General features: G+C 68.0%; 25 protein-coding genes. 17 read left to right on the top strand and 8 right to left on the bottom strand.

Going from position 1 to position 25914, the window contains the following annotated elements:
* The 5 genes from AO501_RS03515 to AO501_RS03535 form a co-directional block, all read right to left on the bottom strand.
* Positions 1-1033, bottom strand: a 1033-nt coding sequence (locus tag AO501_RS03515) for a PE family protein (RefSeq protein ID WP_156452286.1), incomplete at its 3' end; no start/stop codon positions are given.
* A gap of 452 nt (positions 1034-1485) precedes the next feature.
* Positions 1486-2145: a PE family protein gene (locus AO501_RS40000; RefSeq protein ID WP_063892800.1), complete on the bottom strand. Its 660-nt coding sequence runs from the start codon at positions 2143-2145 to the stop codon at positions 1486-1488.
* Between the two features lie 138 nt (positions 2146-2283).
* Positions 2284-2820, bottom strand: coding sequence for a restriction endonuclease (locus AO501_RS03525; protein WP_055576408.1), 537 nt, complete (start codon positions 2818-2820; stop codon positions 2284-2286).
* A gap of 147 nt (positions 2821-2967) precedes the next feature.
* A complete protein-coding gene (locus tag AO501_RS03530; protein WP_055576409.1) occupies positions 2968-4068 on the bottom strand; it encodes a hypothetical protein in 1101 nt (366 codons plus the stop codon).
* Positions 4065-4907 carry a metal-dependent hydrolase gene (locus AO501_RS03535; protein WP_055576410.1) on the bottom strand — a complete coding sequence of 281 codons (843 nt, stop codon included), beginning with the start codon at positions 4905-4907 and terminating at the stop codon, positions 4065-4067. Before AO501_RS03535 ends, AO501_RS03530 begins: the two co-directional genes overlap by 4 nt.
* A gap of 173 nt (positions 4908-5080) precedes the next feature.
* Here AO501_RS03535 and AO501_RS03540 point away from each other — a divergent pair, with 173 nt between their 5' ends.
* Complete coding sequence (locus AO501_RS03540; RefSeq protein ID WP_055576411.1) at positions 5081-5722, top strand: TetR/AcrR family transcriptional regulator; 642 nt, start codon at positions 5081-5083, stop codon at positions 5720-5722.
* 63 nt (positions 5723-5785) lie between these two features.
* Positions 5786-6196 carry a DUF3349 domain-containing protein gene (locus AO501_RS03545; RefSeq protein ID WP_231752323.1) on the top strand — a complete coding sequence of 137 codons (411 nt, stop codon included), beginning with the start codon at positions 5786-5788 and terminating at the stop codon, positions 6194-6196.
* A 16-nt stretch (positions 6197-6212) separates the two neighbouring features.
* Here the strand turns inward: AO501_RS03545 and AO501_RS03550 are convergent, their stop codons facing one another.
* Together AO501_RS03550 and AO501_RS03555 are read right to left on the bottom strand one after the other, a co-directional pair.
* Positions 6213-7253: an NAD(P)-dependent alcohol dehydrogenase gene (locus AO501_RS03550; RefSeq protein ID WP_055576495.1), complete on the bottom strand. Its 1041-nt coding sequence runs from the start codon at positions 7251-7253 to the stop codon at positions 6213-6215.
* Positions 7254-7374: 121 nt separating this feature from the next.
* Positions 7375-8457 (bottom strand): iron-siderophore ABC transporter substrate-binding protein, encoded by a 1083-nt coding sequence (locus tag AO501_RS03555; protein ID WP_055576412.1) that lies wholly within the window; start codon positions 8455-8457, stop codon positions 7375-7377.
* Positions 8458-8634: 177 nt separating this feature from the next.
* Between AO501_RS03555 and ctaD the strand changes: the two genes are divergently transcribed.
* The 15 genes from ctaD to AO501_RS03630 all read left to right on the top strand — a co-directional run bounded on the left by ctaD (position 8635) and on the right by AO501_RS03630 (position 24559).
* A complete protein-coding gene (ctaD, locus tag AO501_RS03560) occupies positions 8635-10380 on the top strand; it encodes a cytochrome c oxidase subunit I (protein WP_055576496.1) in 1746 nt (581 codons plus the stop codon).
* Positions 10381-10395: 15 nt separating this feature from the next.
* Positions 10396-11643, top strand: a complete 1248-nt coding sequence (gene serB / locus AO501_RS03565) for a phosphoserine phosphatase SerB (RefSeq protein WP_055576413.1) — start codon at positions 10396-10398, stop codon at positions 11641-11643.
* Between the two features lie 134 nt (positions 11644-11777).
* Entirely contained in the window at positions 11778-12122 is a 345-nt protein-coding gene (locus AO501_RS03570) for an ArsR/SmtB family transcription factor (protein ID WP_055576414.1), read from the top strand.
* Positions 12123-12128: 6 nt separating this feature from the next.
* Positions 12129-12608: an NADH-quinone oxidoreductase subunit B family protein gene (locus AO501_RS03575; protein WP_055576415.1), complete on the top strand. Its 480-nt coding sequence runs from the start codon at positions 12129-12131 to the stop codon at positions 12606-12608.
* Positions 12609-12658: 50 nt separating this feature from the next.
* Entirely contained in the window at positions 12659-14575 is a 1917-nt protein-coding gene (locus tag AO501_RS03580) for a proton-conducting transporter membrane subunit (protein ID WP_231752329.1), read from the top strand.
* 5 nt (positions 14576-14580) lie between these two features.
* The gene (locus AO501_RS03585; RefSeq protein WP_156452287.1) at positions 14581-15531 is read left to right on the top strand and encodes a respiratory chain complex I subunit 1 family protein; all 951 of its coding nucleotides are present in this window, start codon (positions 14581-14583) and stop codon (positions 15529-15531) included.
* Between the two features lie 4 nt (positions 15532-15535).
* The gene (locus AO501_RS03590) at positions 15536-16198 is read left to right on the top strand and encodes a hypothetical protein (RefSeq protein ID WP_055576418.1); all 663 of its coding nucleotides are present in this window, start codon (positions 15536-15538) and stop codon (positions 16196-16198) included.
* Positions 16198-17679, top strand: a complete 1482-nt coding sequence (locus tag AO501_RS03595; protein ID WP_055576419.1) for a proton-conducting transporter membrane subunit — start codon at positions 16198-16200, stop codon at positions 17677-17679. The genes AO501_RS03590 and AO501_RS03595 overlap by 1 nt, the downstream gene beginning before the upstream one ends.
* Positions 17679-19136: an NADH-quinone oxidoreductase subunit C gene (locus tag AO501_RS03600; RefSeq protein WP_055576420.1), complete on the top strand. Its 1458-nt coding sequence runs from the start codon at positions 17679-17681 to the stop codon at positions 19134-19136. The genes AO501_RS03595 and AO501_RS03600 overlap by 1 nt, the downstream gene beginning before the upstream one ends.
* A 71-nt stretch (positions 19137-19207) precedes the next feature.
* A complete protein-coding gene (locus tag AO501_RS03605; RefSeq protein WP_055576421.1) occupies positions 19208-20050 on the top strand; it encodes an ABC transporter ATP-binding protein in 843 nt (280 codons plus the stop codon).
* Positions 20047-20865 (top strand): NUDIX hydrolase, encoded by an 819-nt coding sequence (locus AO501_RS03610; RefSeq protein WP_055576422.1) that lies wholly within the window; start codon positions 20047-20049, stop codon positions 20863-20865. Before AO501_RS03605 ends, AO501_RS03610 begins: the two co-directional genes overlap by 4 nt.
* Positions 20862-21629, top strand: a complete 768-nt coding sequence (locus AO501_RS03615; RefSeq protein WP_055576497.1) for an enoyl-CoA hydratase — start codon at positions 20862-20864, stop codon at positions 21627-21629. The genes AO501_RS03610 and AO501_RS03615 overlap by 4 nt, the downstream gene beginning before the upstream one ends.
* 10 nt (positions 21630-21639) lie before the next feature.
* Positions 21640-22614, top strand: coding sequence for a class I SAM-dependent methyltransferase (locus AO501_RS03620; protein WP_055576423.1), 975 nt, complete (start codon positions 21640-21642; stop codon positions 22612-22614).
* Positions 22572-23792, top strand: a complete 1221-nt coding sequence (locus tag AO501_RS03625) for a THUMP-like domain-containing protein (RefSeq protein WP_082658372.1) — start codon at positions 22572-22574, stop codon at positions 23790-23792. Before AO501_RS03620 ends, AO501_RS03625 begins: the two co-directional genes overlap by 43 nt.
* Before the next feature lie 83 nt (positions 23793-23875).
* Complete coding sequence (locus AO501_RS03630; RefSeq protein ID WP_055576424.1) at positions 23876-24559, top strand: esterase; 684 nt, start codon at positions 23876-23878, stop codon at positions 24557-24559.
* A gap of 68 nt (positions 24560-24627) precedes the next feature.
* Here the strand turns inward: AO501_RS03630 and AO501_RS03635 are convergent, their stop codons facing one another.
* Positions 24628-25902: a PQQ-binding-like beta-propeller repeat protein gene (locus AO501_RS03635; protein ID WP_055576499.1), complete on the bottom strand. Its 1275-nt coding sequence runs from the start codon at positions 25900-25902 to the stop codon at positions 24628-24630.
* Positions 25903-25914 lie beyond the last annotated feature (12 nt).

A 25914-nucleotide genomic window follows, 5' to 3' on the forward strand; every position in this document is an offset into this window, starting at 1 on the left:
GTCCGGCTGCGCCGGCTTGACCGTGGAGTAATAGGGCCGCTCCGCCGGCGCCGCCAGCCCCGGCAGGGCCGCCGTCCCCGCCGTTGCCGCCGTTTCCACCGGCGCCGGCGCCCAGGATTATGGACGAGCCATTTCCGCCAGAGCCCCCATATCCCCCATCGCCGCCGAGCCCTCCGACTCCGCCGGCGCTGAACAGCCCTAGGGCGGCACCGCCCGCGCCACCGGCACCGCCGGCGCCACCGGCAGCGCCAGCGCCGCCGTCGAGGCCGGCGTAGCCCGGAGAGGTGCCCCATGTACCGAAGGCGCCGGCCCCACCGGACCCGCCCGCGCCGCCGGCGTAGAACAGCAGAGCCCTTGCGGTACCGCCGGCGCCGCCGGCACCGCCGGCTCCGCTGACTCCGACGTAGGAAAAGCCGCCCGCTCCGCCTTTGCCGCCGGCACCGCCGAAGCCGCCGAGCATTCCGCCCGCGCCACCGGCCCCACCGGCCCCGCCTGCTCCGCCTGTCGTGCCGTCCGCGCCGTGGCCGCCGGCGCCGCCGTTACCGAAAAGGAGTCCGCTATCTCCACCCCGGCCGCCGGCCTGACCGGCCGCGCCGGCACCGCCGTTGCCCCCGTTGCCCCACAGAATTCCACCTGCACCGCCGGCCTGTCCGGTCCCGTCCAGCCCGTTAGCGCCGTCGCCGATCAAAGGGCGGCCGAACAGCGCCTCGGCCGGCGCATTGATCGCCGCGAGGGCCTGCAGCGGTGCCGCGTTGGCCGCTTCCGCGAGCGCGTATGCGTTACCCGTCCCAGTCAACGCCTGAACGAACTGGGCATGAAACGCCGCCACTTGCTTGCTCAGCTCCTGATATTGCCGGGCGTAGCTGGAAAATAGGGACGCGACCGCGGCCGACACTTCGTCGCCCGCGGCGGCCAGGACGGCGGTGGTCGGGGCCGTCGCGACCAAGTTGGCATCGGTGATCATGGATCCGATCCCGGTGAGGCTTGATGCCGCGGAAGCCATCATCGCCGGTCGTGCGATCAGGTAGGACATCTCGCATCTCTCAATCACTGGGAGTAGTCGGCCCGTCAACCTCCATCGTCGCCAGCGCCGCCGGGGCGAGGTTGGGTAGTCGACTACCTAATTCCGGCGCATACCTCCGCTGCGGTCCTGTTTGGAGTTACACGTGGGACTCGTTATTTCCGCAGCCGGGACTGCGGCCAGGACGGGCGATATCCCGGCACCGTGGTCCGGCCTCTGACTGATCTGCCCATGGCCGGCTACTCACTGGGTTGCGGGTTGCAGTGCCGCGTTATCGCTGCACCACCGCGGGGTTGCGGGAGGATGGTGTTCAACCAGGACCTGGGGAGGCGGGCAATTCCGAGAATATCGACGACGCGCCGCTGCGCGCGGTATCCGTTGCGGCGGTTGATGATCGATCGCAACCACCATCTCAGCCCGCCGCGAACACCGTGACGCGCAATCGCCGCAGAACTCGTGGTTTGCTACAGAAATGCACCGAATGTAATGAGATGCGCAAGCAGTAGCGGAAAGAACGGCGCCATAAGTGCTTGGTAGAGAGTTGGATACACCTCGTAAATGGGGCTGATCAAGTCTATCCAGAGGCGCAACAGGGGACCGGAGACATAAAGACCGGCAACCAGAGGTCCACCTATCAGGAACAACGGTAGCGCGCTGTACAGATAGCCCGGGTCGGTGAGGTAGAGCTGATTCAGTTGCCCCGCCAGGCCCGGTAACGAACTGCCGATAAATCCTATGCGGCGCACTGCCTCGCCCACGTAGTAGAAAATGGTCGACGGGTCCGCGGCTGCCGTGGCGATGGTGTTCGTCGCCGCAGTGACGGGTTGCAGCAGCGACGCGACGTTGGCCGCCTCGGCGAGGGCATACGAGCCCGCACTGGCGGTCAAGTGCTCCACGAACTGCTGATGAAATGTCGCCGCCTTCGCGGCGACCTTCTGATAGTCCTCGGCATAACCAGAGAACAGTTGCGCGATGCTCGCCGACACCTCGTCGGCGGCCGCCGGCAGCAACGATTGGGTCGGGGATGCCGCCGTCAGATGGGCGGCATCGAGCGATGAAGCAATAGCGCCTAAATCCGTTGCCGCCGCGGCTATCTGTTCTGGCGCCGCGATTACCTGCCCCATTTCACTGCCCCTTCAGCTCGTCGGTCAATGGCAAACCGACGCGCAATGGTCGGTCGCGCACGAACTAGCGTTGCAAGCAACGACCGGGCTGGCCTAAGTATTCGACTACCTGATCGGGCTGGCGGTGGAACCGCACTGTCAGGCGAGGTGACCGACCGGCTGCGGCACCCAGGTCTGCAGCACCTTCCGGCCGATCAACTGGCAGCCGTGGGTGCGCGCCAATTGTTTTGCGGCAGAGGTGAATTCCTGGTTGCTGACGACGATGCTGCGGGTGCAGCCGTGGTGGCGCGCGCCTGCCACCACTTCCTGGACGGCCGCTACGCCCACCGGTTTGGCGTAGCGCTTGCACTGCACCGCCACATACCGGCCGTCTTTTTCGGCGATCAGGTCGACGCCGTAGTCGCCGACGGGCGGGGTGAACGTGACCTGCCAGCCCGCCCGGCCGAGGCGGGCGGCGACGTAGCTCTCGAACTCGGCACCGTCCATCTCGTCGATGTCTCGCAGACTCGTGACGCGTCCCGCGCGGCGCGGCCACTTCCGGTTGGCCAGCCACCCGACCAGCACTACGCACAGCAGCGCAAGATAGAACGCCAGAACGCCGGCCGCCAGGCTGTGCCTGAGGATGCCGGCGACCGACGCGACGATCAGCGGAAGGGCAAGCAGGGCCGCCGTCATGCCGGTGTCATCGCGAAAACCATGCGCACGAGGCGAGGATAGTGAAGCCCGCCGACAAGCCGGTCCCGGCTCGCAAGTGTCAGGAACGGCTTGCGGCCGGCTTCATCGGGATGAAGCCACAACTCTGCCCACGCCGAGCATTTGGCGTCAACGAATTTCAGCTCTCACGCGGTTCAGCCGTTCCGTGAGATACGGACTCACGAGCCAGGCGCACGCCACAGTGCAGGCGAGCGCGTACGGCAGTGAGCCGATCGGTGTTCCCCGTGCCGTGACACCGCCTGCTGCACCGAAATATTCGGGCAGCGATACCGCCCACAGCGTAGTCAGGGTGACCAGGTAAACCGACGCGAACAGCGGCAGGTAGGTTGCCGCGAACCCGCTGTCGACCGGCAATGGTCGCGACCGGATGCGCCAGAATGCGTTGAGCGCGAACAACACCGCGACGATGAGCATCGTCCAGCCCAGCCCGGCAACCAGCATGGGATGGGGTCCGAACAGCCGAGCGGCAACCAGGTTGACCGACAGCGCCGCACCCAGCGCAGGAGTCAGAAGTCCCACCAGCACACTGTGGCCCAGCACGTGGGTGCGTCGCCGGCCGACCAGAGCGTGCGCCAGCAGCGCAAATGCGATCGGGTCGACCAGGGAGAAGTTGACCAGGCTGAACAACGGCACCGACGCGAGGGTGATGTTGCCGATTCCGGGCAGTTGGTAATCCCACAGCCACCACTTGAGTTGCGGCCCCAGCTGGTCGAACACCTCGTAGAAGCAGTGATGCACAACGCCGACGCAGACCGCCCCGCGGATCACGCCCCACCGTCCGTCGAACAGGCCGCGCTGGCGCACCAGCACGTAGGCCGGATACAGCACGGCCGGGTACAGGGCCAGAATGTACAGCGGCATGCGGCCGTAGAACGCGCCGGCGGTGAACTCGTTATGGATGAAGATGACCGCCCCGTCGTGGATTCCCAGCGCCGACGGGAAGAAGTAGATCGGCACTTCCATCACGATGCAGTACAGCGCCGCCGCCAGCCAGACGCCGAGGTAGGAACTGTCGCCGCTGCGGCGAAAGATGTTGAGCGAGTGGGCAAAGCCCAGTGCGGCCGACATGATCATGAGCAGCTCGATCACGTTCAGCGTCGCGTTCTGCAGATCCAAAGGGTTGTGCAGATAAAAGAAGTGCTGCAGCGCGCCCGGGGAGATGCCGCCGAGTCGGACGGCCAGCTCCAGGAATCTGTCGCTGGGATTCATGGAGCCGTGTCCGGCCGCGCTCCGTAGAACATGGTCATGTCCTCACCGCGCGCCCAGTGGTCGAACCAGGTCGCTGCCCATTCCGGCAACGGCTGATTGTCGTGGTCGTAGCCGGGCAGGATCGAGGCGAATACCTGCCGAACCATCGAAACCTGTTGCCGGACGGGAACGGTGGCGAAGGCGTTACGTGGTCTGCTGCACAGTTCCCGCGCGCCGGGCACTGCGTTGCTGAACTCCCGCAGCAGCATCCGGTGGCACCGCCAGACATGGCGCATGGTGGACGAAAAAGACCGGATCTTGTAGCCGGGTTCGCCCACGACATGGTCGTAAATGGAGACTGCCGAACTGCGGTGCTCGACCTCTTCGCAGAAATGCCAGAGGCACAACGAGGCGACTCGCGCGTCACCGTCGGCGAACAGGCTCGCCCGGTTGTCGATGATCATCTTGAAAATCGGTGTGAAGGTGCCCTCCAGCGCGGCGGCGTAGGCCAGCAGATAGCGCATGTCGTTGTCGCGGTGCAGAACGTCGTAGTGCGCGATCGCCTTGTCCAGCGCCACCTGCAGGCCCGGGTACCGCTCGATCAGAGCCTTGACGTGGCGGCGATGACACGACGTGTGCACCGACTCCTGTTGCAGGAACAGTCGGGCCTCCCGGCGCACCTCGGCGTCGGCGATGACGGTGTCGGCGTCCTTCATCGTCTTCACCAGGTAGCGCTCCAGGCCGATCGCCCAGAAGGACAGGACGTTCATGGCGACCGCGAAACGGGGATTCGCGCGGTTCCAGATGAATTCCACCCCGTCGAACTCGAACGGAATATGGCGGACAACGAGGTCACTCACGGTTTTCGCTCCCTCACGACACTGGCTACATTGCCACCCCAAGGCTAAAATGTGAGCTACTGCTCATGTCAACCCGCGACCGCGCAAGGGGGGTTCCGGTGCCCGACGTTCGTCCTGGAAAGCCGCGACGAACAGCCAGTTCGCAGCGGCGCAAGCCCTCCCAGGAGCGATCGGTGGAATTGGTGGGCAAGGTCATCGAAGCGACCGCTCAGGTTATCGGGGACGTCGGGCTGGAAGCCACGAGCACGAACAAGATCGCCGCGCGCGCGGGTGTGGCGATCGGCTCGATCTATCAGTACTTCCCGAACAAAGAGGCGCTGATCGATGCGCTGCTCGACGATCGTCTGCACCGGCTGGAAGCGTTGGCCGCAACGCGGATGCAGGCCCTGAGCGCCGACTCCTACCCCGAAGCGGCCGAAGCGATGATGCGGGCGACGATCGCGTTCTGTGAAGCCGAACCGGGCGTCACGGCTATGCTGGCTTCTCGAGCCGCTGCGCCGCAGCCGAATTCAGGCGATCACGCCCTGTATCAGCGCGTCCACGACATCGCGCGCCGCTACCTGCTGGCGCACGCCGATCATCTCGACGTCGACGACATCGAGATAGCGGCCACCATTTCGACGCGGGTCGTCGCCAACTTCGCCCCGTGGATCGCCCTGTCCGTGACCGATCGCGACGAGCGGGAGAGATACATCGCCGAGGTCGTTCGCATGCTCTCTCAATGGGTCGGAGCGCAACAGCGGCAGACCCTGAGCACGCCGCGGCCGCTGCGTACAACCCGGCCCGCACGTGTGCGCGTCGTGAACGAAGCGTGAATTGTCTGCTCAGCACGCCTTCGCAAGTGGCGTCCTCGACGTCGGTTTCGGGACACTGGGCGGGTGACGAAAGACCGTAACGATGGCGCCCACCCCAACTTCTTTCGCTCGGTGATCCGCTGGCTGCAGGCCGGCTATCCCGAAGGCGTGCCCGGGCCCGATCGGGTCCCGCTGTTCGCCCTGCTGCGCAGCACGCCCCTGACGTCCGACCAGCTCAAGGAAGTCATCGACAATCTCACTGCCAAGGGTTCGCCCGCGGTGGCTGACGGCGTGATCGACGGCAACGAGATCGCCGAACAGATCGCGGAATTGACCCACCACGACCCCGGTCCGGAAAACGTCCGGCGGGTGGCCGCCACGCTCGCCGCCGCCGGGTGGCCGCTGGCCGGCATCGACGTCAGCGAGGTGATCCCCGGCGACGAGGACGGCGAAGCGGCCGAAGAGGTGGCGGCGCGGCTGCGCGCCGCCCTCTGACGCTTACCGGGGTCGCTTACAAAGTCGAGATGTCGATGACGAAGCGGTAGCGCACGTCGCTGGCCAGCACCCGCTCGTAGGCCTCGTTGACGTAATCGGCTTCGATGACCTCGATTTCGGGCGTCACGTTGTGTTCGGCGCAGAAGTCGAGCATCTCCTGGGTCTCCGCGATCCCGCCGATGTTCGAACCGGACAGGCTGCGTCGTGCCGCCGCCAATGCGAACGCATGCACCTCCATGGGGTGCTCGGGAATGCCAAGCTCCACCATGGTGCCGTCGACGTCGAGCAGGTTCATGTACTGCCCGAGGTCGAGGTTCGCCGAGACGGTGTTGAGGATCAGGTCGAAGCTGCCGCGCAGCTTCTTGAAGGTGTCCGGGTCGGCGGTCGCGTAGTAATTGCTTGCGCCCAAACGCAATCCGTCTTCCATCTTCTTTAAGGACTGGGACAGCACGCTCACCTGGCAGCCCATCGCGGCGCCCAGCTTGACGCCCATGTGGCCCAGGCCGCCCAGTCCGACGATGGCCAGCCGGGTGTCCTGTCCGGCTTTCCAATGCCGCAGCGGTGAGAACAGGGTGATGCCGGCGCACAGCAGCGGCGCCGCGGCGTCCAGTGGCAGCGACTCGGGGATGTGCACGACGAAGTTCTCGTCCACCACGACCGCCTGGCTGTAGCCACCCTGGGTGGGGGTGCCGTCCTTGTCGGTGGAGTTGTAGGTGAAGGTGGCGCCCTTCTTGCAGTACTGCTCGAGGCCGGCCTTACAGCTGCTGCACTGACCGCAGGAGTTCACCATGCAGCCGACGCCGACGTGGTCGCCGACCTTGTGCTTGGTGACCTCGGAGCCGACGGCGGTGACCACGCCGGCGATCTCGTGGCCGGGCACCACCGGGTAGTTCGGTACGCCCCATTCGGCTTTGACGGTGTGGATGTCGGAGTGGCAGATTCCGGCGAACTTGATGTCGATGGCCACATCGTGCGGGCCGGGCTCGCGGCGTTCGATCGTGGTCTTGCTCAGCGGTTCGGTTGCCGACGTGGCGGCGTATGCGGAAACGGTGCTCATCATCATCCTCTGCGTCTGGTTGCTCTATAAAGGTTAGCTAAGGTAACGGTCTGGACGCCAATCGCGGCGGCGTTGCGCTGGTCACTCTCGGTTGATCGTCGCTCTCAGTTGATCGTTGCCGTCAGTTGATCGGCGCGTTGATCCAACGCAGATCATTAACGATGCCCCGGGCGGCGATCATTCCCTCACCGGTCTGCCAGATCTCGTCGTTGACGATGAAGATCCGGTTGTCGCGGTTGGCGCCGAGCCGCCGCCAGGGGGCGCTGTCCAGGACAGTGGCCGCGCGGTCGGCGGCCGCGGGCCCGGCGCACGACACATAGATGATGTCGGCGTCGGCGGCGGCGAAGTCGGGGTTTTTGGACAGGTCGGTGTCGGTGGTACCGAACTCCAGGTAGGGCTTGTCGGTGAACCGCTGCGCCGCGGGACGGTCCACGCCGACGGCGCTCAACACGCTGGCGGGGAAGTTGTTGGACCCGTAGACGCGCAGCGTGTTGGTGGTCAGCTGCACCACCGAAACCTGGAAGTGGGGCGCATCGTGCTTGGCGCCGATATCGGTCGCGCGCTGCCGGAAGCCGTTGATCAGCGCGTCGGCGGCGGCACCGCGCGAGGTAGCGGCGCCGACCCCGCGCAGATTGTCCTCCCAGGACGCACCCGGTGCCGCGGTGAACACGGTCGGCGCGATCGCGGCGAGTTGCGGATACAGCGCCGGTGTCAGCGCCACCGAGCCGAGGATCAGGTCCGGGTGGGCCGCCGCGACGGCCTTCAGGTCCGGGGCATTGCGCGGGCCGGCACCCGGCGCGTCGTGAATCACCTTGCCCAGGTAGGACGGCTGACTCGACGATCCGTCGGGCAGTGCCGCGGCGACGACCCGGGATTGCAGGCCGAGCGCGCACAGCGAGTCGAGCTGATCTCCGGAGAGGACCACGATGCGCTGGGGGTCGGCCGGCACCTGAACCTCGCCGGGGCCGGCCCCGGCCACATTGCGGGCGGGCCGCGGGGGACCGGGGTCGGGCGCGGCGGCATCCCGGGCGCACGACTCGTCGGGCTTGCGGTCGTTACCGAGCACCCCGGCACCGGCGATCTGGGTGGTCGGCGTGACCAGAGACGACGTGGCCGCGGGTTTGTCCGAACCGCATGCGGATGTCAGGACCAGCGCGGCCGCCGCCACGGCGCTCAGACTGGTTCGGAAGCCGCCGGATTGCACGGGTCCGACGGTAACATCCGGCCTGCTCAGACCCCGCCGGTCGGGCGGCTCGCGGGCGGGTGCGGTATCAAATACGACAGTTTGTAGGACCAGGCCTACCGGCAGGCTGAACGCGGGCTAAGATTCCACTCAGCACTGTATGTGCGCCCCTGTCCGGATGGATGTTTGGAGGATCTGTTGACAGCCGAAGCGCCCCCACGGGGAGAACTCGAGGCAGTCCGTCCCTACCCGGCTCGCACCGGACCCAGGGGCAACCTGATCTACAAGCTGATCACGACGACCGATCACAAGCTGATCGGCATCATGTACTGCGTCGTCTGCTTCATGTTCTTCTTCATCGGCGGCCTGCTGGCGTTGCTGATGAGAACCGAGCTGGCCGTTCCCGGCCTGCAGTTCCTGTCGAACGAGCAGTACAACCAGCTTTTCACCATGCATGGCGGCATCATGCTGCTGTTCTATGCCACCCCGATCGTGTTCGGCTTCGCCAACCTGGTGCTGCCCCTGCAGATCGGTGCGCCCGACGTGGCCTTCCCCCGGCTGAACGCGTTCTCATTCTGGCTGTTCCTGTTCGGCGGGCTGATCGTGGCGTCCGGCTTCATCACCCCGGGCGGTGCCGCCGACTTCGGCTGGACCTTCTACACCCCGCTCAGTGACGCGGTCCACACGCCCGGCGCGGGCGCGGATCTGTGGATCATGGGCATCGCGGTCGCCGGTCTGGGCACCATCCTGGGTGCGGTGAACATGATCACCACCGTGGTGTGCATGCGCGCACCGGGCATGACGATGTTCCGGATGCCGATCTTCACCTGGAACATCCTGGTGACGTCGGTGCTGGTGCTGATCGCCTTCCCGCTGCTGACCGCCGCCCTGTTCGGGCTGGCCGCCGACCGCCACCTCGGTGCTCACATCTATGACCCGGCCAACGGCGGAGTGCTGCTGTTCCAGCACCTGTTCTGGTTCTTCGGCCACCCGGAGGTCTACATCCTGGCGCTGCCGTTCTTCGGCGTCGTCTCGGAGATCTTCCCGGTGTTCTCGCGTAAGCCGATCTTCGGTTACACCACGCTGGTCTACGCGACGCTGTCGATCGCCGCGCTGTCGGTCGCCGTGTGGGCACACCACATGTTCGCCACCGGCGCCGTGCTGCTGCCCTTCTTCTCCTTCATGACCTTCCTGATCGCCGTCCCCACGGGGATCAAGTTCTTCAACTGGGTGGGCACGATGTGGAAGGGGCAGTTGACGTTCGAGACGCCGATGCTGTTCTCCGTCGGGTTCGCCGTGACGTTCCTGCTCGGTGGACTCAGCGGTGTCCTGCTGGCCAGCCCGCCGCTGGACTTCCACGTCACCGACAGCTACTTCGTCATCGCGCACTTCCACTACGTGTTGTTCGGCACCATCGTGTTCTCGACCTACGCGGGCATTTACTTCTGGTTCCCGAAGATGACGGGCCGGCTGCTCGACGAGCGGCTGGGCAAGGTGCACTTCTGGTTGACGTTCATCGGGTTCCACACCACGTTCCTGGTGCAGCACTGGGTGGGCGACCAGGGCATGCCGCGTCGTTACGCCGACTACCTGCCGACCGACAACTTCACCACGCTGAACATCATCTCCACCGTCGGCGCATACATCCTCGGCGTCTCGATGCTGCCGTTCGTCTGGAACATCTTCAAGAGCTGGCGCTACGGCGAGGTGGTGACCGTCGACGACCCGTGGGGTTACGGCAACTCCCTCGAGTGGGCGACGAGCTGCCCGCCGCCGCGGCACAACTTCACCGAGTTGCCCCGGATCCGTTCGGAGCGCCCGGCTTTCGAGCTGCACTACCCGCACATGGTCGAGCGGCTGCGCGCCGAGGCCCATGTCGGGCGCAGTCACGGTCCCTCCGACGGCGATGTCACCAGAGCGGACGACGTCAGCGTCCGCACCTGATGACGGCCGGCGCGGGTGAGTAAGTCACCCCGGGTGTCGGTGCTGATCACGGTTACCGGCGTCGACCAACCCGGTGTGACGTCTGCACTGTTCGGCGTTCTTGCCCGGCACAAGGTTGAGCTTCTCAACGTCGAACAGGTCGTGATACGCCGGCGATTGACGCTGGGCGTGTTGGTGTCCTGCCCGCTGGACCCGTCCGGCGGCGACCTCGAGGGCGCCGCGTTGCGCGAGGACGTCGAAGCCGCGATCCGCGAGGTCGGTCTGGATGTCACGATCGAGCGCAGCGACGACCTGCCAATCATCCGGGAGCCCTCGACCCACACCATCTTCGTGCTCGGCCGCCCGATCACCGCCGGTGCCTTCGGCGCGGTAGCCAGGGAAGTGGCCAACCTGGGCGTCAACATCGACTTCATCCGCGGCGTCTCCGACTACCCCGTCACCGGTCTGGAGCTGCGGGTGTCGGTGCCGTCCGGCGCGTACGGCCCGCTGCAGAGTGCGCTGACCAAGGTCGCCGCCGACGAGCAGGTCGATGTGGCGCTCGAGGATTACGGTCTGGAATGGCGCACCAAACGGCTCATCGTGTTCGACGTGGATTCGACGCTGGTGCAGGGCGAGGTCATCGAGATGCTGGCGGCCCGCGCCGGCGCCGAAGGCAAAGTCGCGGCGATCACCGAGGCCGCGATGCGCGGCGAACTGGACTTCGCGGAGTCCCTGGAGCAGCGAGTCGCCACCCTGGCCGGCCTGCCGGCCTCCGTGATCGATGACGTCGCCGAGCAGCTGGAGCTGATGCCGGGCGCCCGGACCACGCTGCGGACGTTGCAGCGCTTGGGTTTTCGTTGCGGAGTGGTCTCCGGCGGGTTCCGGCGCATCATCGAGCCGCTGGCCGAGGAACTCAAGCTGGACTTCGTCGCCGCCAACGAGCTGGAGATCGTCGACGGCACCCTGACCGGGCGGGTGGTGGGAACAATCGTCGACCGGGCCGGCAAAGCCACCGCGCTGCGGGCGTTCGCCGGGCAGTACGGGGTTCCGATGGAGCAGACCGTCGCGGTGGGCGACGGCGCCAACGACATCGACATGCTCGCGGCCGCGGGCATGGGCATCGCGTTCAACGCCAAGCCCGCGCTGCGTGAGGTGGCCGACGCGTCGCTGAGCCATCCGTACCTGGACACCGTGCTGTTTTTGCTGGGTGTGACCCGCGGCGAGATCGAAGCCGCCGACGCGGTCGACGGCGTGGTGCGCCGCGTCGAGATTCCTGCCGAATAAAGCTGCGCGAGCAGACACAAACTCGCGTCGGAGCGCGCGTTCCCGTGCGATTTTGTGTCTGCTCGCCATGCCGAGGTGACCAACGTCTGATAAATTCTTCAATTGTTAAATTGATGAATCCTTAGCGAGGGTCGGTGTCTGAGCCGCTGTACAAGTTGAAGGCCGAGTTCTTCAAGACACTGGGCCACCCGGCGCGGGTCCGCATCCTGGAGCTGCTGTCGGAACGCGACCACACGGTCGCCGAACTGCTGCCCGAGGTCGGCCTGGAGTCCTCGAACCTGTCCCAGCAGCTCGCGGTGCTGCGGCGGGCCGGGGTGGTGACGGCGCGCAAGGACGGCAACACGGTCATCTACTCGATCACCTCGCCGCTGATCGCCGAGCTGATGGCGGTGGCCCGACGGGTGCTGACCGGAATGCTGACCGGCCAGGTCGCCATGCTCGAGGACCTGCGCTCCGACGTCCCCACGGCTCGGCGGTAAGCGCCGATGAGCTGGATCGGCAGGATACTGCGTCTGGGCCGGGTTGCCGAACCCGCGGGTGAGCGGCCCGCACCGGCCGTCGCCCCGCCGGCCGGCGTGTCCGGCTCGTTGCAGGTGCGCCACGTCGACGCGGGTTCGTGCAACGGCTGTGAAGTGGAGATCTCCGGGGCATTCGGCCCGGTGTACGACGCAGAACGGTTCGGCGCCCGGCTGGTCGCATCGCCCCGGCATGCCGACGCGTTGTTGGTCACCGGCGTGGTGACCCGAAACATGGCGCAGCCGTTGCGCAACACCGTGGCAGCCACGCCGTTGCCCCGGGTGGTGATCGCCTGCGGGGACTGCGCGCTCAACCGCGGCGTGTTCGGTGACGCCTACGGGGTGGTCGGGGCGGTCGGTGACGTGATACCGGTCGACGTCGAGATCCCCGGTTGCCCGCCGTCACCCGATCAGGTGGTGGCGGCCCTGAGATCGGTGACGGGCAGGTGACGGCGACCCTGGCGCCTGCGGAGGCACCGGAGGCCCTGCGCAGCAACGGTATCGGCGCAGCGTTGAGCGGGGTTGCGACCGCGGTGACCGGTATCGCAGGTGCGGGGCTGGGCGTCACGGCGGTATTCGGTTCATTGCCGACGGTGCGGCTGCCCTGGCTGCTGCCGCTGAGCGGTGTGGAACTCGGCGTCAACCGGGTGGGCGGGTTCTTCATGGCGTTGACCGGGGCGGTGGCCGTGGTCGTCGGCATTTACAGCATCGGATACCTGCACCGCGAGCGACTCGGCGTCGTCGCGCAGGTCACGCTGCCCACGTTCGTCGCGGCGATGCTGCTGGTGCCCGCCGCCGGTTCGGTGAGCACCTTCCTGCTGGCCTGGGAACTGATGGCGGTCACCTCGTTGATCCTGCTGGCCTCCGGTCATGCCCGGGCCGAAGTGCGTTCCGCCGCAGTCTATTACGCGGTGATGACGCAGCTGGGTTTCGCGGCGATACTGCTCGGTCTGATGGTGGCGGCCGCGGCGGCCGGCACCGACCGGTTCGCCGGCATCGCCGGTGTGCAAGCAGGGACGCGCAATGCGGTCTTCCTGTTGACTCTGCTGGGATTCGGTTCCAAAGCCGGCCTGCTGCCGTTGCATGCGTGGTTGCCGCGCGCTCATCCGGAAGCGCCGAGTCCGGTTTCGGCGTTGATGAGTGCCGCCATGGTCAACCTCGGCGTGTACGGCATCATCAGGATCGACCTGCAGTTGCTGGGACCGGGCCCCCGGTGGTGGGGAGTCACGTTGCTCGGCGTCGGGGCCGTCTCGGCCGTATACGGGGTTCTGCAGGCGTCGGTGGCCGCGGATCTCAAACGGCTGCTCGGCTATTCGACGATCGAGAACATGGGGCTGGTCATCCTGGCGCTGGGCGCCGCCACCCTGCTGTCGGCCTGCGGTGCGGTTGCGGCCGCAGTGATCGCGATGACGGCGGCGCTGCTGCACCTGGTCGCGCACGCCGCGTTCAAGAGCCTCGGGTTCATGGCCGCCGGTTCGGTGTTGGTGGCCACGGGTGAACGCGACCTCGACCGGATGGGTGGACTGGCCCGGCGGATGCCCTTCACGACAACGCTTTTCGGGATGGCCGCGCTCGGCGCGTCGGGGTTGCCACTGGGCGCGGGATTCGTCAGCGAATGGCTGTTGGTGCAGTCGCTGATTCACGCACGGCCGGAACACAATTCGTTGCTCGGACTGGTGACACCGGTCGGCGTCGGCGCAGTGGCACTGACCACGGGGCTGGGTGTGGCAGCGATGGTCAAGGCATTTGGCACCGGCTTCCTGGCGCGAGCGCGCTCCGAGGGTGCCGAGCGGGCGCGCGAGGCGCCGGTCAGCATGATCATCGGCATGGCCGGGGCGGCCGTCGGCTGTGTCGTCCTGGCGGTGCTGCCATCGGTCGTCACCGCAGCCCTGCAATCGGTGCTGCACAGCGTGCCGGCCGCCCGCGACGCCGATCTCCGTGGACTCGGTATCGTGTTGCGGCTGCTCGGGATTCACGGCTCTATGTCGCCCGCCCTGTTGGCTGCGGCACTGGCCGGCGCGGTGCTGGTCGTCGTGGCGCTGACCAGGTGGGGAGCACGGCGCCGCCCCGAGCCGGTGACATCGCCGTTGTGGGCCTGCGGCGCGGACGGCCTGACGCCTCGGATGCAGTACACCGCAACATCATTCGCGCAACCGCTGCAACGGGTTTTCGATGACTTGCTGCGCCCCGATAGCGGTATCGAGGTGACGCACCTGGAGGAGACCCGCTACCACGTGGCGCGGATCGCCTACCGCACCAACGTCTCGGACGCCGTCGAAGACCGGGTCTACGCGCCGGTGCTGCGCACGGTCGCGAGGTGTGCACAGGCGGTCCGCCGGGCGCACAACGGGAGTGTGCATCTGTACCTGGCTTACGGCGTGCTCGGTGTGTTGATCGTTCTGGTGGTGGCGCGGTGAACGTCATGTCGGCGGTTGCCGGTGCGGCCCAGATCGGCGGGGTCATGGTGGGCGCACCGCTGATACTGGGGTTGATGCGACAGGTCCGGGCCCGCTCGGAGGGGCGGTGCGGCGCGGGCGTTCTGCAGCCGTGGCGCGATCTGCGCAAGCAGCTGCGCAAGCAGCAGGTCACGCCGTCGGGCACCACGCTGGTCTTCGCGGTCGCGCCGGTTCTGCTCGCGGCCACCACTTTGCTGATCGCCGCGATCGTGCCGCTGGTGGCAACCGGCTCACCGCTGGACCCCGTCGCCGACCTGTTCGCTGTGGTGGGTCTGCTCTTTCTGGGCACGGTGGCCCTGACGTTGGCGGGCCTCGACACCGGCACGTCCTTCGGTGGCATGGGCGCCAGCCGCGAGATCACCATTGCCGCGCTGGTGGAGCCGACGATTCTGCTCGCCGTCTTTGCGTTGTCCATTCCCGCCCACTCGGCCAACTTGGGCGCGATCGTCGGGTTCACCCTGGCCAACCCGGGCGAGGTGGTGTCGCTGGCGGGAATACTGGCTTTCGTCGCGTTGGTGATCGTCGTCATCGCCGAAACCGGGCGATTGCCGGTGGACAATCCCGCCACGCACCTGGAATTGACCATGGTGCACGAGGCGATGGTGCTCGAGTATGCCGGGCCCAGGCTGGCACTCGTCGAGTGGGCGAGCGCGATGCGCCTGACGGTGCTCCTGGCGTTGCTGGCGAATCTGTTTCTGCCGTGGGGGATTGCCGGCGATCAGCCCACCGCGCTCGGCGTCGGCATCGGCATAATCGCCATCAGCATCAAAGTCGCCCTTGCCGCCGTCGTTCTGGCCGGCGCTGAGGTGTTCATCGCCAAGTTGCGGCTCTTCCGCGTGCCGGAGTTGCTGGCCGGGTCTTTTCTGCTTGCTCTGCTCGCGGTGAGCTCAGCGAACTTCTTTGCGGCGCAGGGGTGATGCGATGACCGATCTCGACTATTCCGGAGTGCTGGATCTGGCACCAGGGGGACTGGTGCTGACCGCGGTGCTGATCGTGTGGCGCCGCGACCTGCGTTCGATCGCGCGGTTGCTGGCGCTGCAGGGCGTGGCCCTGGCCGCGATCCCGGTCATTCTCGGTGTGCACGGCCGGGATTGGGAGCTGGTCGGCATAGGGGCGGCCCTGTTCGTGCTGCGCGGCGTGGTGCTGCCCGGGCTGCTCGCGCATGCGCTGGGTGCCGAGGAGCGCCAACAGCGCGAGGCCACGCCGTTGGTCAACACCACCGCATCGCTGCTGATCGCCGCGGCGCTCACGGTGGTCGCCCTGGCGGTCACCCGCCCGGTGGTCGACCTGGATCCCGGCGCCGCCGTCAGTGTGGTCCCCGCGGGGCTGGCGGTGGTGCTGATCGCGATGTTCGTGATGGTCACTCGGCGCCACGCCATTTCTCAGGCCGCGGGTTTTCTGATGTTGGACAACGGGATTGCGGCCACCGCCTTCCTGTTGACGGCGGGGGTGCCACTGATCGTCGAACTCGGCGCGTCGCTGGATGTTCTGTTCGCCCTGATCGTGCTGGGGGTGCTGACCGGCCGACTGCGGCGCATGCTCGGCGGCGCTGACCTGGACCGGCTGCAGAGATTGCGGGATTGATGACCGGATCGATCACGGCGGGCCTGATTCTGGCGCCGATACTCGCGCCGGCGCTAGCCGCCGTCGTCGCGCTGGCCGGCGGGTGGCGACGTTGGACCACGGCGCTCACCGTGGTGTCGGCGTTGGTTGTGCTGGGATCCGCAGCGGCACTGGGCGTCACGACCGGTGCCCGGCCGCGGCTGGCGCTGGGCGGGGTGTTGCGCACCGACGCGCTCTCGGTCACGATGTTGATCGTCATCGGCGTCGTCGGCACCCTGGCGACCTGGGCGAGCATCGGCTACATCGACGCCGAGCTGGCTGACGGCCACACGGATCGGCGCGACGCCCGCCTCTACGGCGCCCTGACCCCGGCGTTCCTGGCGGCGATGGCGGTCGCGGTGTCGGCCAACAACATCGGGGTGATCTGGGTGGCCGTCGAAGCCACCACAGTGATCACGGCGTTCCTGGTCGGCCACCGTCGCACCGCCACCGCGCTGGAAGCCACCTGGAAGTACGTGGTGATCTGCTCGGTCGGCATCGCCGTCGCGTTCCTGGGCACGGTCTTGTTGTACTTCGCCGCGCGTCATGCCGGCGCCGACGGGGCGAGCGCGCTGAACCTCGATGTCCTCGGCTCCCACGCCGCACATCTGGACCCGGCGGTCACCCGGCTCGCCGGCGGGCTGCTGCTGATCGGGTACGGCGCGAAGGTCGGACTGGTCCCGTTCCACGGGTGGCTGGCCGATGCGCACAGCCAGGCGCCGGCGCCGGTTTCGGCGCTGATGAGCGGAGTGCTGCTCTCCGTTGCCTTTTCGGTGCTGATCCGGCTGCGGACGATCATCGACGCCGCGTTGGGGCCGGGCTTCCTGCGGGCCGGACTGCTGACGGTGGGATTGGCCACCGTATTGATCGCCGCGCTATTGCTTACTGTCGCAACCGATCTCAAGCGGATGCTGGCCTACTCATCAATGGAGAACATGGGACTGATCGCGGTGGCGGCGGCCGCGGGCACCAAGCTGGCGATCGCGGCGCTGCTGTTGCACGTGCTGGCGCACGGTGTCGGTAAGACGGTGCTGTTCCTGGCCGGTGGGCAGTTGCAGGCCGCGCACGGCTCGACGGTCATCGACGACATCAGCGCCGTGCTGTCCCGCTCGCGCTTGATCGGCATCTCATTTGCCGCCGGAGTTGTTGTCCTGCTTGGCTTGCCGCCGTTCGCCATGTTCGCCAGCGAGATCTCGATCGCGCGGTCGCTGGCGGACGCCCGGTTGTCCTGGGTGCTCGGCGCCGCGCTGCTGCTGATGGTCGTGGCGTTCGCGGCCCTGGTCAGCAACTCCCGGCGCATTCTGCTGGGAACGCCGGACGAGCATGCGCCACCCATTGCGGTACCCACCGCGGTGGCAGGTGCTCTGGTGTGCGGCGTGGTGGCGTCGCTGGTGCTGGGTGTGACGGCGGGTCCGTTGACGGGATTGTTCAGTGCGGCCGCCAGCCAGTTCGGAGCCGGGTGATGGAGCGGCGTGAGGTCACCGGCGACGAACTCGCCGACGCGGTAGGGGAGTTGCTGGACAACGGGTTTCGCTTGGCGTTGGTGGCGGCTCACGATGACGGCGATGCGGTCCGGATCGTGTATCTACTCCTGGCCGGCGCGCCGGACCGCCGCGTCGAGCTCACCCTGACGACCGACGCGACCAGCCCGTCGGTGCCGTCGCTGGGTCATCTGTCGATTCCCGCGGGCCGCTTCGAGAGGGAGATGATGGACCTCTACGGTGTGAAGCCGGTCGGCCATCCGCAGCCGCGGCGGCTGGTCAGCCACGCGCACTGGCCGCAGGACTGGCATCCGATGCGGCGTGATGCCGGGCGGCCGCCGGAATTCGCTACTGTCGGCGCATTTCCGTTCGTGACCGTCGACGGCACCGGGGTCTACGAGATCCCGGTCGGGCCGGTGCATGCCGGTCTGATCGAGCCCGGACACTTCCGGTTCTCGGTGATCGGTGAATCGGTGCTGCGGCTCAAGGCGCGACTGTGGTTCGTGCACAGGGGAATTGAGAAGCTCTTCGAAGGTCGGCCGGTCGCGGACGGTGTCGCGTTGGCCGAGCGGATAAGCGGCGACAGCGCCGCGGCTCACGCTCTTGCTTACTGCCTGGCTGTGGAGGACGCGCTCGGCGTCGAAGTACCCGAGCCGGTGCACCGGTTGCGGGCCCTGCTGGTCGAACTCGAACGGCTCTACAACCACGCCGCCGACCTGGGTGCACTCGCTAACGATGTCGGCTTCGCACTGGCCAACGCGCATGCTCAGCGGGTCCGCGAGTCGGTGCTGCGGATCAATCGTCGCGTCACCGGGCACCGGCTGCTGCGCGGCGGGATCCAGCCGGGAGGCGTTGTGCTCCAACAGCTCCCGGATCCCGCGGAATTGCGGGTGCTGGCCGCTGAGATCGCGGAGATCAGCGAGCTGACACTGGGCAACCCGGTGATCTACGACCGGTTCGCCGAGACCGCGGTGCTGCGTCGCGACGACGCCCGCGCCCTCGGTTGCCTGGGCTACGTCGCCCGCGCCAGCGGCATCAGCACCGACGCCCGCCGCGACCACCCGACCACCGACCTGCCGATCTCGACCGTGCAGGGTGGCGAAGGCGACGTGCTGGCCCGCTACACGATGCGGCGTGACGAGTTCGCCGCGTCCACCGAGCTGATCGCGGCGTTGATTGACCGGCACAGTGGGCCGCTGGAATATCGCGCACCGGTGCCCACGGCGGGGACCTCGGGAGTGGGGATCGTGGAAGGGTGGCGAGGCACCGTGGTCCACCGGGTCGAGGTGGACGCCGGGGTCGTCACCCGATGCAAGGTGGTCGACCCGTCCTGGTTCAACTGGCCCGCCCTGCCCGTCGCGATGGCGGACACGATCATGCCGGACTTCCCGCTGGCCAACAAGAGCTTCAACCTCTCCTACGCCGGCAACGACCTGTAGCCCCGCGACAGTCCCGCGAGCTAACGCGACCCGGCAGTGAAAGCGGGCACGCGGTACGGCACGATGGGCGGGTGCCCGAACCCGGCTCGCTCGAGGCCGATCCCGACCTGCTGATCGACTTCAGAAATGTGTCGCTGCGCCGCGGCGGTCGCACCCTGGTGGGCCCACTGGACTGGGCCGTCGAACTCGACGAACGCTGGGTGATCATCGGCCCGAACGGCGCCGGCAAGACCTCGCTGCTGCGCATCGCGGCCGCCTCCGAGCACCCCACCAGCGGCACCGCCTTCGTGCTGGGTGAGCGGCTCGGCCGGGTCGACGTCAGCGAACTGCGGTCGCGGATCGGTCTGAGCTCCTCCTCGCTGGCACAGCGCATACCGTCCGACGAAGTCGTGCGCGACCTCGTGGTGTCGGCCGGCTACTCGGTGCTCGGTCGCTGGCGCGAGCAATACGAAGACGTCGACTACCGGCGCGCGGTCGACATGCTGGAAAGCCTGGGCGCCGAACATCTCGCCGAGCGCACCTACGGGACGCTGTCCGAAGGCGAACGCAAACGGGTGCTGATCGCGCGCGCGCTGATGACCGACCCGGAGCTGCTACTGCTCGACGAACCCGCGGCCGGCCTGGACCTGGGCGGGCGCGAGGAACTGGTGGCCCGGCTGGCCGATCTGGCCGCCGACCCCGATGCGCCGGCCCTGGTGCTGGTCACCCACCACGTCGAGGAAGTGCCACCGGGATTCAGCCACTGCCTGTTGCTGTCGGAAGGTCAGGCCGTCGCGTCGGGCCTGCTGCCCGACGTGCTGACCGCCGAGAACCTCTCCAAGGCGTTCGGACAGCGGATCGCCCTCGATGTGGTCGACGGCCGCTACTTCGCGCGCCGCGTGCGGACCCGTGCAGCTCATCGGAGAAGCTCATGAACGAACCGCAACTACCCCTGCCGGCCCGCCCGGCCGCCACCGTGATGCTGGTCCGGGACGCCCCCGGGGGCCTCAACATCTTCCTGATGCGACGGCACTCCGCGATGGAATTCGCACCGGGGGTCATCGTGTTTCCCGGGGGCGGGGTCGACGACCGCGACCGCAACGCCGATATCGCGTGGGCCGGCCCGCCGCCGGAGTGGTGGGCGCAGCGGTTCGGCATCGAGACCGACCTGGCCATCGCGCTGGTCTGCTCCGCGGCCCGGGAGACGTTCGAGGAATCGGGCGTGCTGTTCGCCGGACCGGCCGACGACCCCGACGGTATCGTCGGCGACGCCTCGGTCTACCGCGAGTCGCGGCACGCGCTGGCCGACCGCACGCTGTCGTTCGCCGACTTCCTGCGCGGCGAGAAGCTGGTGCTGCGCTCCGACCTGCTGCGGCCCTGGGCCAACTGGGTCACCCCGGAAGCCGAGCGCACGCGCCGCTACGACACCTACTTCTTCGTGGCGGCCCTGCCCGAGGGGCAGCGCGCCGACGGCGAGAACACCGAGTCCGACCTGTCCGGCTGGGCACTCCCGCAGGACGCCATCGCCGACTTCGAGGCCGGTCGCAATGTCCTGCTGCCGCCGACCTGGACCCAGCTGGACTCGCTGGCCGGCCGCAGCGTCGCCGAGGTGCTGGCCGTCGAACGCCAGATCGTGCCCATCCAGCCACTGCTGGAGAAGCGCGGCGACAACTGGGTCTTCGAGTTCTTCGACTCCGACCGCTACCACCGGGCGCGCGAGGCCGGCGGATCGATGCAGTGGCCGCTTTGAGTGAGTTCGTGAGCGTCGTGGTCAGCGACGGCTCCCAGGACGCCGGGCTGGCCATGCTGTTGCTGTCACGGCCACCTACCAACGCGATGACCCGGCAGGTCTACCGGGAGGTTGTCGCCGCGGCGGGGGAGTTGGGCCGGCGCGACGACGTCGCCGCGGTGATCCTGTTCGGCGGGCACGAGATCTTCTCCGCCGGTGACGACATGCCCGAACTGCGGACTTTGAACCCGGACGAGGCCGGCACCGCCGCCCGGGTGCGGCGCGAGGCCATCGACGCGGTCGCCGCGATCCCGAAGCCCACCGTGGCCGCCATCACCGGATACGCCCTGGGCGCCGGGCTCACGCTGGCGCTGGCCGCCGACTGGCGGGTCAGCGGCGACAACGTGAAGTTCGGCGCCACCGAAATCCTGGCCGGCCTGGTGCCCGGAGGCGACGGCATGGCCCGCCTGACCCGCGCCGTAGGGCCGAGCAGGGCCAAAGAACTGGTGTACAGCGGCCGGTTCTTCGATGCCGAGGAGGCGCTGGCGCTGGGCCTGATCGACGACATGGTGGCCCCCGACAACGTCTACGACGCCGCGGCGACGTGGGCGCGGCGCTTCCTGGACGGTCCGCGGCCGGCCCTGGCCGCCGCGAAAGCCGGCATCAACGCCGTGTACGACGGTTCCCCGGCAGCCGAACGCCACGCCGCCGAAGATCGCCGCTACATCGAGGTTTTCGCCGCTGGTCAGGACGCTGACGCGAAAGCCGACAGCGACGGCGGTTAGGCTGCCCTGCATGACGAGGAGTTCTGAGATCCCCGCTTCCAACCCGCACGCCACCGCCGAGCAGGTGGAGGCGGCGCGGCACGACAGCAAGCTCGCCCAGGTGCTCTACCACGACTGGGAAGCCGAGAGCTACGACGACAAATGGTCGATCTCCTACGACCAGCGCTGCATCGACTACGCCCGCGGCCGCTTCGACGCGATCGTGCCCGACGAGGTGATCCGCGAGCTGCCGTACGACCGTGCGCTGGAACTCGGCTGCGGCACCGGCTTCTTCCTGCTCAACCTGATCCAGGCCGGGGTGGCGCGGCGCGGGTCCGTCACCGACCTGTCGCCCGGCATGGTCAAGGTCGCCACCCGCAACGGGCAGTCGCTGGGCCTGGACATCGACGGCCGGGTCGCCGACGCCGAAGGCATTCCGTACGACGACAACACCTTCGATCTGGTGGTCGGGCACGCCGTGTTGCACCACATTCCGGACGTCGAGCTGTCGCTGCGCGAGGTGCTGCGCGTGCTCAAGCCGGGCGGCCGGTTCGTGTTCGCCGGCGAGCCGACCACCGTCGGCAACGGCTACGCCCGAGCCCTGGCGGACCTGACGTGGAACGTCACCATCCGCGCGGTGAAGCTGCCCGGGCTCGGGAGTTGGCGTCGCCCGCAGGAGGAGATCGACGAAAACTCGCGGGCCGCGGCCCTGGAATGGATCGTCGACCTGCACACCTTCGACCCCAAGGACCTGGAGCGGATGGCCGCCAACGCCGGCGCGGTCGAGGTCAGAACCGCCAGCGAGGAGTTCACCGCCGCCATGCTCGGCTGGCCGGTGCGCACCTTCGAGTCGACGGTCCCGCCCGGAAAGCTGGGCTGGGGCTGGGCGAAGTTCGCCTTCAACGGCTGGAAGGCGCTGAGCTGGGTGGACGCCAACGTCTGGCGGCACGTCGCGCCGAAGGGCTGGTTCTACAACGTGATGGTCACCGGGGTCAAACCCTCCTGACGGTCTTCACCTGCGACGACGTCGGTTATCTGCGCTCGGAGTCGGGCGCCGCGGCGCTGGCCGCCGTCGCCGAGTTCGAGTTGAGCGACACCACCCTGATCGCCGACATCGCCGCCGTGCGCGCGCGTTTCGGTGAGCGGACTCCGGTGCTGGTGGAGACGACGCGGCTGCGTCGCCAGGCCACCGACAAGCTCGGCGAACTGGGTGATGTGTCGCGGTGGCTGTTCACCGACGAAGCGCTGCAGCAGTCCACCGCCGCACGCGTCGCCCGGCATCGCGCGCGCCGGTTGGCCGGACGGGTCGTGCACGACGCGACCTGCTCGATCGGCACGGAGCCGGCGGCCCTGCACGGCGTGGCCGAGCTGGTGATCGGCAGCGACATCGACCCGGTCCGGCTGGCGATGGCGCGCCACAACCTGGGGACCAAAACAGCGCTGTGCCGAGCCGATGCGCTGCATCCGGTCACCCGCGACGCGGCCGTCATCGTCGATCCCGCGCGCCGCAGCGGCGGCCGGCGCCGCTTCAGCCCGGCCGACTACCGGCCCGCCCTGGGCCCGTTGCTGCAGGCCTACCGTGGCCGGGACCTGGCGGTGAAGTGCTCTCCTGGAATCGATTTCGACGAACTCGGCCGACTCGGATTCGACGGGGAGATCGAGGTGACGTCGTACGGCGGCTCGGTCCGGGAGGCGTGTCTGTGGTCGGGCGCTCTGGCGGGTGTGCGCCGGCGCGCGAGCGTCCTGGACCGCGACGAACAGATCACCTCGGCCGATTCCGACGACTGCGCGGTCGGGCCGGCGGGCCGTTGGATCGTCGATCCCGACGGCGCCGTCGTCCGCGCCGGGCTGGTCCGGCACTACGGCGCCCGGCACGGATTGTGGCAACTCGACCCCGATATCGCCTACCTGTCCGGTGACCGGCTGCCGCCCGGAGTGCGTGGGTTCGAGGTCCTCGAGCAGCTGGCCTTCGACGAACGGCGGTTGCGTCAGGCGCTGACGGCACTGGACTGTGGCGCAGCCGAAATCCTGGTCCGCGGCGTCCAGGTGGACCCTGACGCCCTGCGCCGGCGACTGCGGCTGCGGGGCGGTGCGGCGCTGTCGGTGGTGATCGCCCGGATCGGACGCAGCGGCGCGAAGAGCGCCAGTCACGCGGTGGCCTACGTTTGCCGTCCGTCTCGGTAACGCCGGGTACGCTGACGGCGATTACCTCATAGGGCGTACTCACGCCACTTTGGTGTGCAAAAACTGCAAGGACAGAAACGACGATGCGTTACCTGATAGCGGCCGCAGCGCTGACCGCTGCCGCGGTGATGGGCTGGCCGGCCAGCGCCGCGCCGCCGTCCTGTGCCGCACTGGGCGGCTCGGTCGAGGCTGCCCAGACCTGCCACATCCATCAATCCAGCGCCACCTACACGCTGGACATGACGTTTCCCGTCGACTATCCCGACCAGCAGGCGCTGACCGACTACATCACGCAGAACCGCGACGGCTTCGTCAACGTCGCGCAGAGTTCGGGCGGCCGGCGCGACCAGCCCTATCAGATGGACGCGACCAACGAACAACACAGCTCCGGACAGCCACCCCGCACCCGCAGCGTGGTGCTGAAGTTCTTCCAGGACCTCGGCGGAGCCCGCCCGTCCAACTGGTTCAAGGCGTTCAACTACAACCTGGGGACGAAGCAGCCCATCACGTTCGACACGCTGTTCGCGCCCAACACCAATGCGCTGGACGCCATCTTCCCGATCGTCCAGCGCGAACTGGAGCACCAGACCGGCCTGGGCGTGGCGATCTCGCCGGGCGCCGGCCATGACCCGACCAACTACCAGAACTTCGCCATCACCGACGACGCGCTGATCTTCTACTTCGCCCAGGGCGAGTTGCTGCCGTCCTTCGCCGGGTCCACCCAGGTCCAGGTGCCGCGGGGCTCGATCCCGCCGCTGGCCATCTAATGGACGTTCACTCCGCGCCTGCGGCGACGAAATGCGAGTAGCTCGCGCCCTCAACGCAGAGTCAACGGTTAGACCGGGTCGAAGGAATAGATCTGGCCGTCGCTGGTGGCGGCCACCACTCGCCGGTCCTTGCCTACCGCAACGCCCAGTGCGGACCCGGTGGCCGCCGGCAGCGGATAGCTGTTGACGGTGTGGCCGTCGCGCGGGTCGAAGACCAGCAGGCTCATGCCCGCGGCCACGGTGTAGCCGACATCGCCGGCCACCGACGACGTCGAGAGCGGGGTGACGTCATCGCGTCGCCAGGCGGGGTCGGCATGGTCGCCCCTGTCGCGGAACGCGGCCAGCCGGGTGTCGGGGCCGCCGCCGGAGACGATCAGCCCCTGCGGGGTGACGCTGGGCGGCGTCTGTGCCGTAAAACCAAGCGGCACAGACCATTTCACCTTCCCGTCCGCGGCGTGCAAAGCCCACAGCCGTTGGTCGCGTCCGTTGACATAGACGGTGGTTCCGTCGGCCGACAAGACTGGACTGGCAAGCACCCCGGCACCGACGGCGTCGCTGGTCCACTCGCGGGACAGCTGACCCCCGCGGTACTTCAGGCCGATCAGCCCCGCGGCGGGTGCCCCCGGCTGCCAGACATTGACCACCACCGTCCCGCTCGCCGTCGAGAACGCGGGTGCGGCCGCCACCGGGCAGCCCGCGCGCGCCGGCGCGCAGTCGGCCAGCCCGCGCGTGGCATCTGCCGGGTCGACGCCGTCCACCAGATCCAGTGCGGTGCCGACGACGGCGCCGCGGTGCGTGTCGAACACCAGCATCTGGCCCAGGTGCGTACTCACCAGCAGGTGGCCGTCGCCCAGGAACCGCGGAGTGGTCGGCATCCCGATCACCGGCTCCCTCCAGCGGGTCCACTGAGTCGGCGGGAACGAGATGATCGCCCCGGGCTGCCCGACGTAAAGGTTGTCAAAGCCGTCGAACAGCGGGCCACCGAAGCCGCCGCCCTGCACCAGCCGGGTGCACCAGCGTTGCCGGCCGTTATTGACTTCCCATTCCGTGAACGAGCAGCCGCCGGGGGTCTGTGCATTGAGCGCCAGGAAGCCGCGCGCTCCGAGCGCCGGTCCGGCCGCCAGGCTTCCCTTGGCCGAACGGGTCCACCGCAGCACCAGCTTGCCGGCCCCGGTGGTCGGGCTGTAGCTGCTGTTGGCCGCATCGCCGTACTGTGCCGGCCAGCCCAGCGCGGGAGCCGCGTCCACCCAGGAGTCGGTGTTGCCGCAACCGCCGAGCGCGAGGGTGAGGATGGTCACCAGGACAGGCGTCAGGAGACGTCGCGCGAGCACACGTGAGGGTATCGCGCGGCGCCT

It is taken from the genome of Mycobacterium gordonae (genome assembly GCF_001417955.2).
Lineage (GTDB): Bacteria > Actinomycetota > Actinomycetes > Mycobacteriales > Mycobacteriaceae > Mycobacterium > Mycobacterium gordonae_B.

Excerpts from the sequence above, each read along its gene's own strand:
- AO501_RS40000 (WP_063892800.1), bottom strand. The coding sequence starts at position 2,145 with ATGGGGCAGGTAATCGCGGCGCCAGAACAGATAGCCGCGGCGGCAACG.
- AO501_RS03525 (WP_055576408.1), bottom strand. The coding sequence starts at position 2,820 with ATGACGGCGGCCCTGCTTGCCCTTCCGCTGATCGTCGCGTCGGTCGCC.
- AO501_RS03530 (WP_055576409.1), bottom strand. The coding sequence starts at position 4,068 with ATGAATCCCAGCGACAGATTCCTGGAGCTGGCCGTCCGACTCGGCGGC.
- AO501_RS03550 (WP_055576495.1), bottom strand. The coding sequence starts at position 7,253 with ATGAGCACCGTTTCCGCATACGCCGCCACGTCGGCAACCGAACCGCTG.
- AO501_RS03575 (WP_055576415.1), top strand. The coding sequence starts at position 12,129 with ATGAGCTGGATCGGCAGGATACTGCGTCTGGGCCGGGTTGCCGAACCC.
- AO501_RS03585 (WP_156452287.1), top strand. The coding sequence starts at position 14,581 with ATGTCGGCGGTTGCCGGTGCGGCCCAGATCGGCGGGGTCATGGTGGGC.
- AO501_RS03590 (WP_055576418.1), top strand. The coding sequence starts at position 15,536 with ATGACCGATCTCGACTATTCCGGAGTGCTGGATCTGGCACCAGGGGGA.
- AO501_RS03595 (WP_055576419.1), top strand. The coding sequence starts at position 16,198 with ATGACCGGATCGATCACGGCGGGCCTGATTCTGGCGCCGATACTCGCG.
- AO501_RS03600 (WP_055576420.1), top strand. The coding sequence starts at position 17,679 with ATGGAGCGGCGTGAGGTCACCGGCGACGAACTCGCCGACGCGGTAGGG.
- AO501_RS03610 (WP_055576422.1), top strand. The coding sequence starts at position 20,047 with ATGAACGAACCGCAACTACCCCTGCCGGCCCGCCCGGCCGCCACCGTG.
- AO501_RS03620 (WP_055576423.1), top strand. The coding sequence starts at position 21,640 with ATGACGAGGAGTTCTGAGATCCCCGCTTCCAACCCGCACGCCACCGCC.
- AO501_RS03630 (WP_055576424.1), top strand. The coding sequence starts at position 23,876 with ATGCGTTACCTGATAGCGGCCGCAGCGCTGACCGCTGCCGCGGTGATG.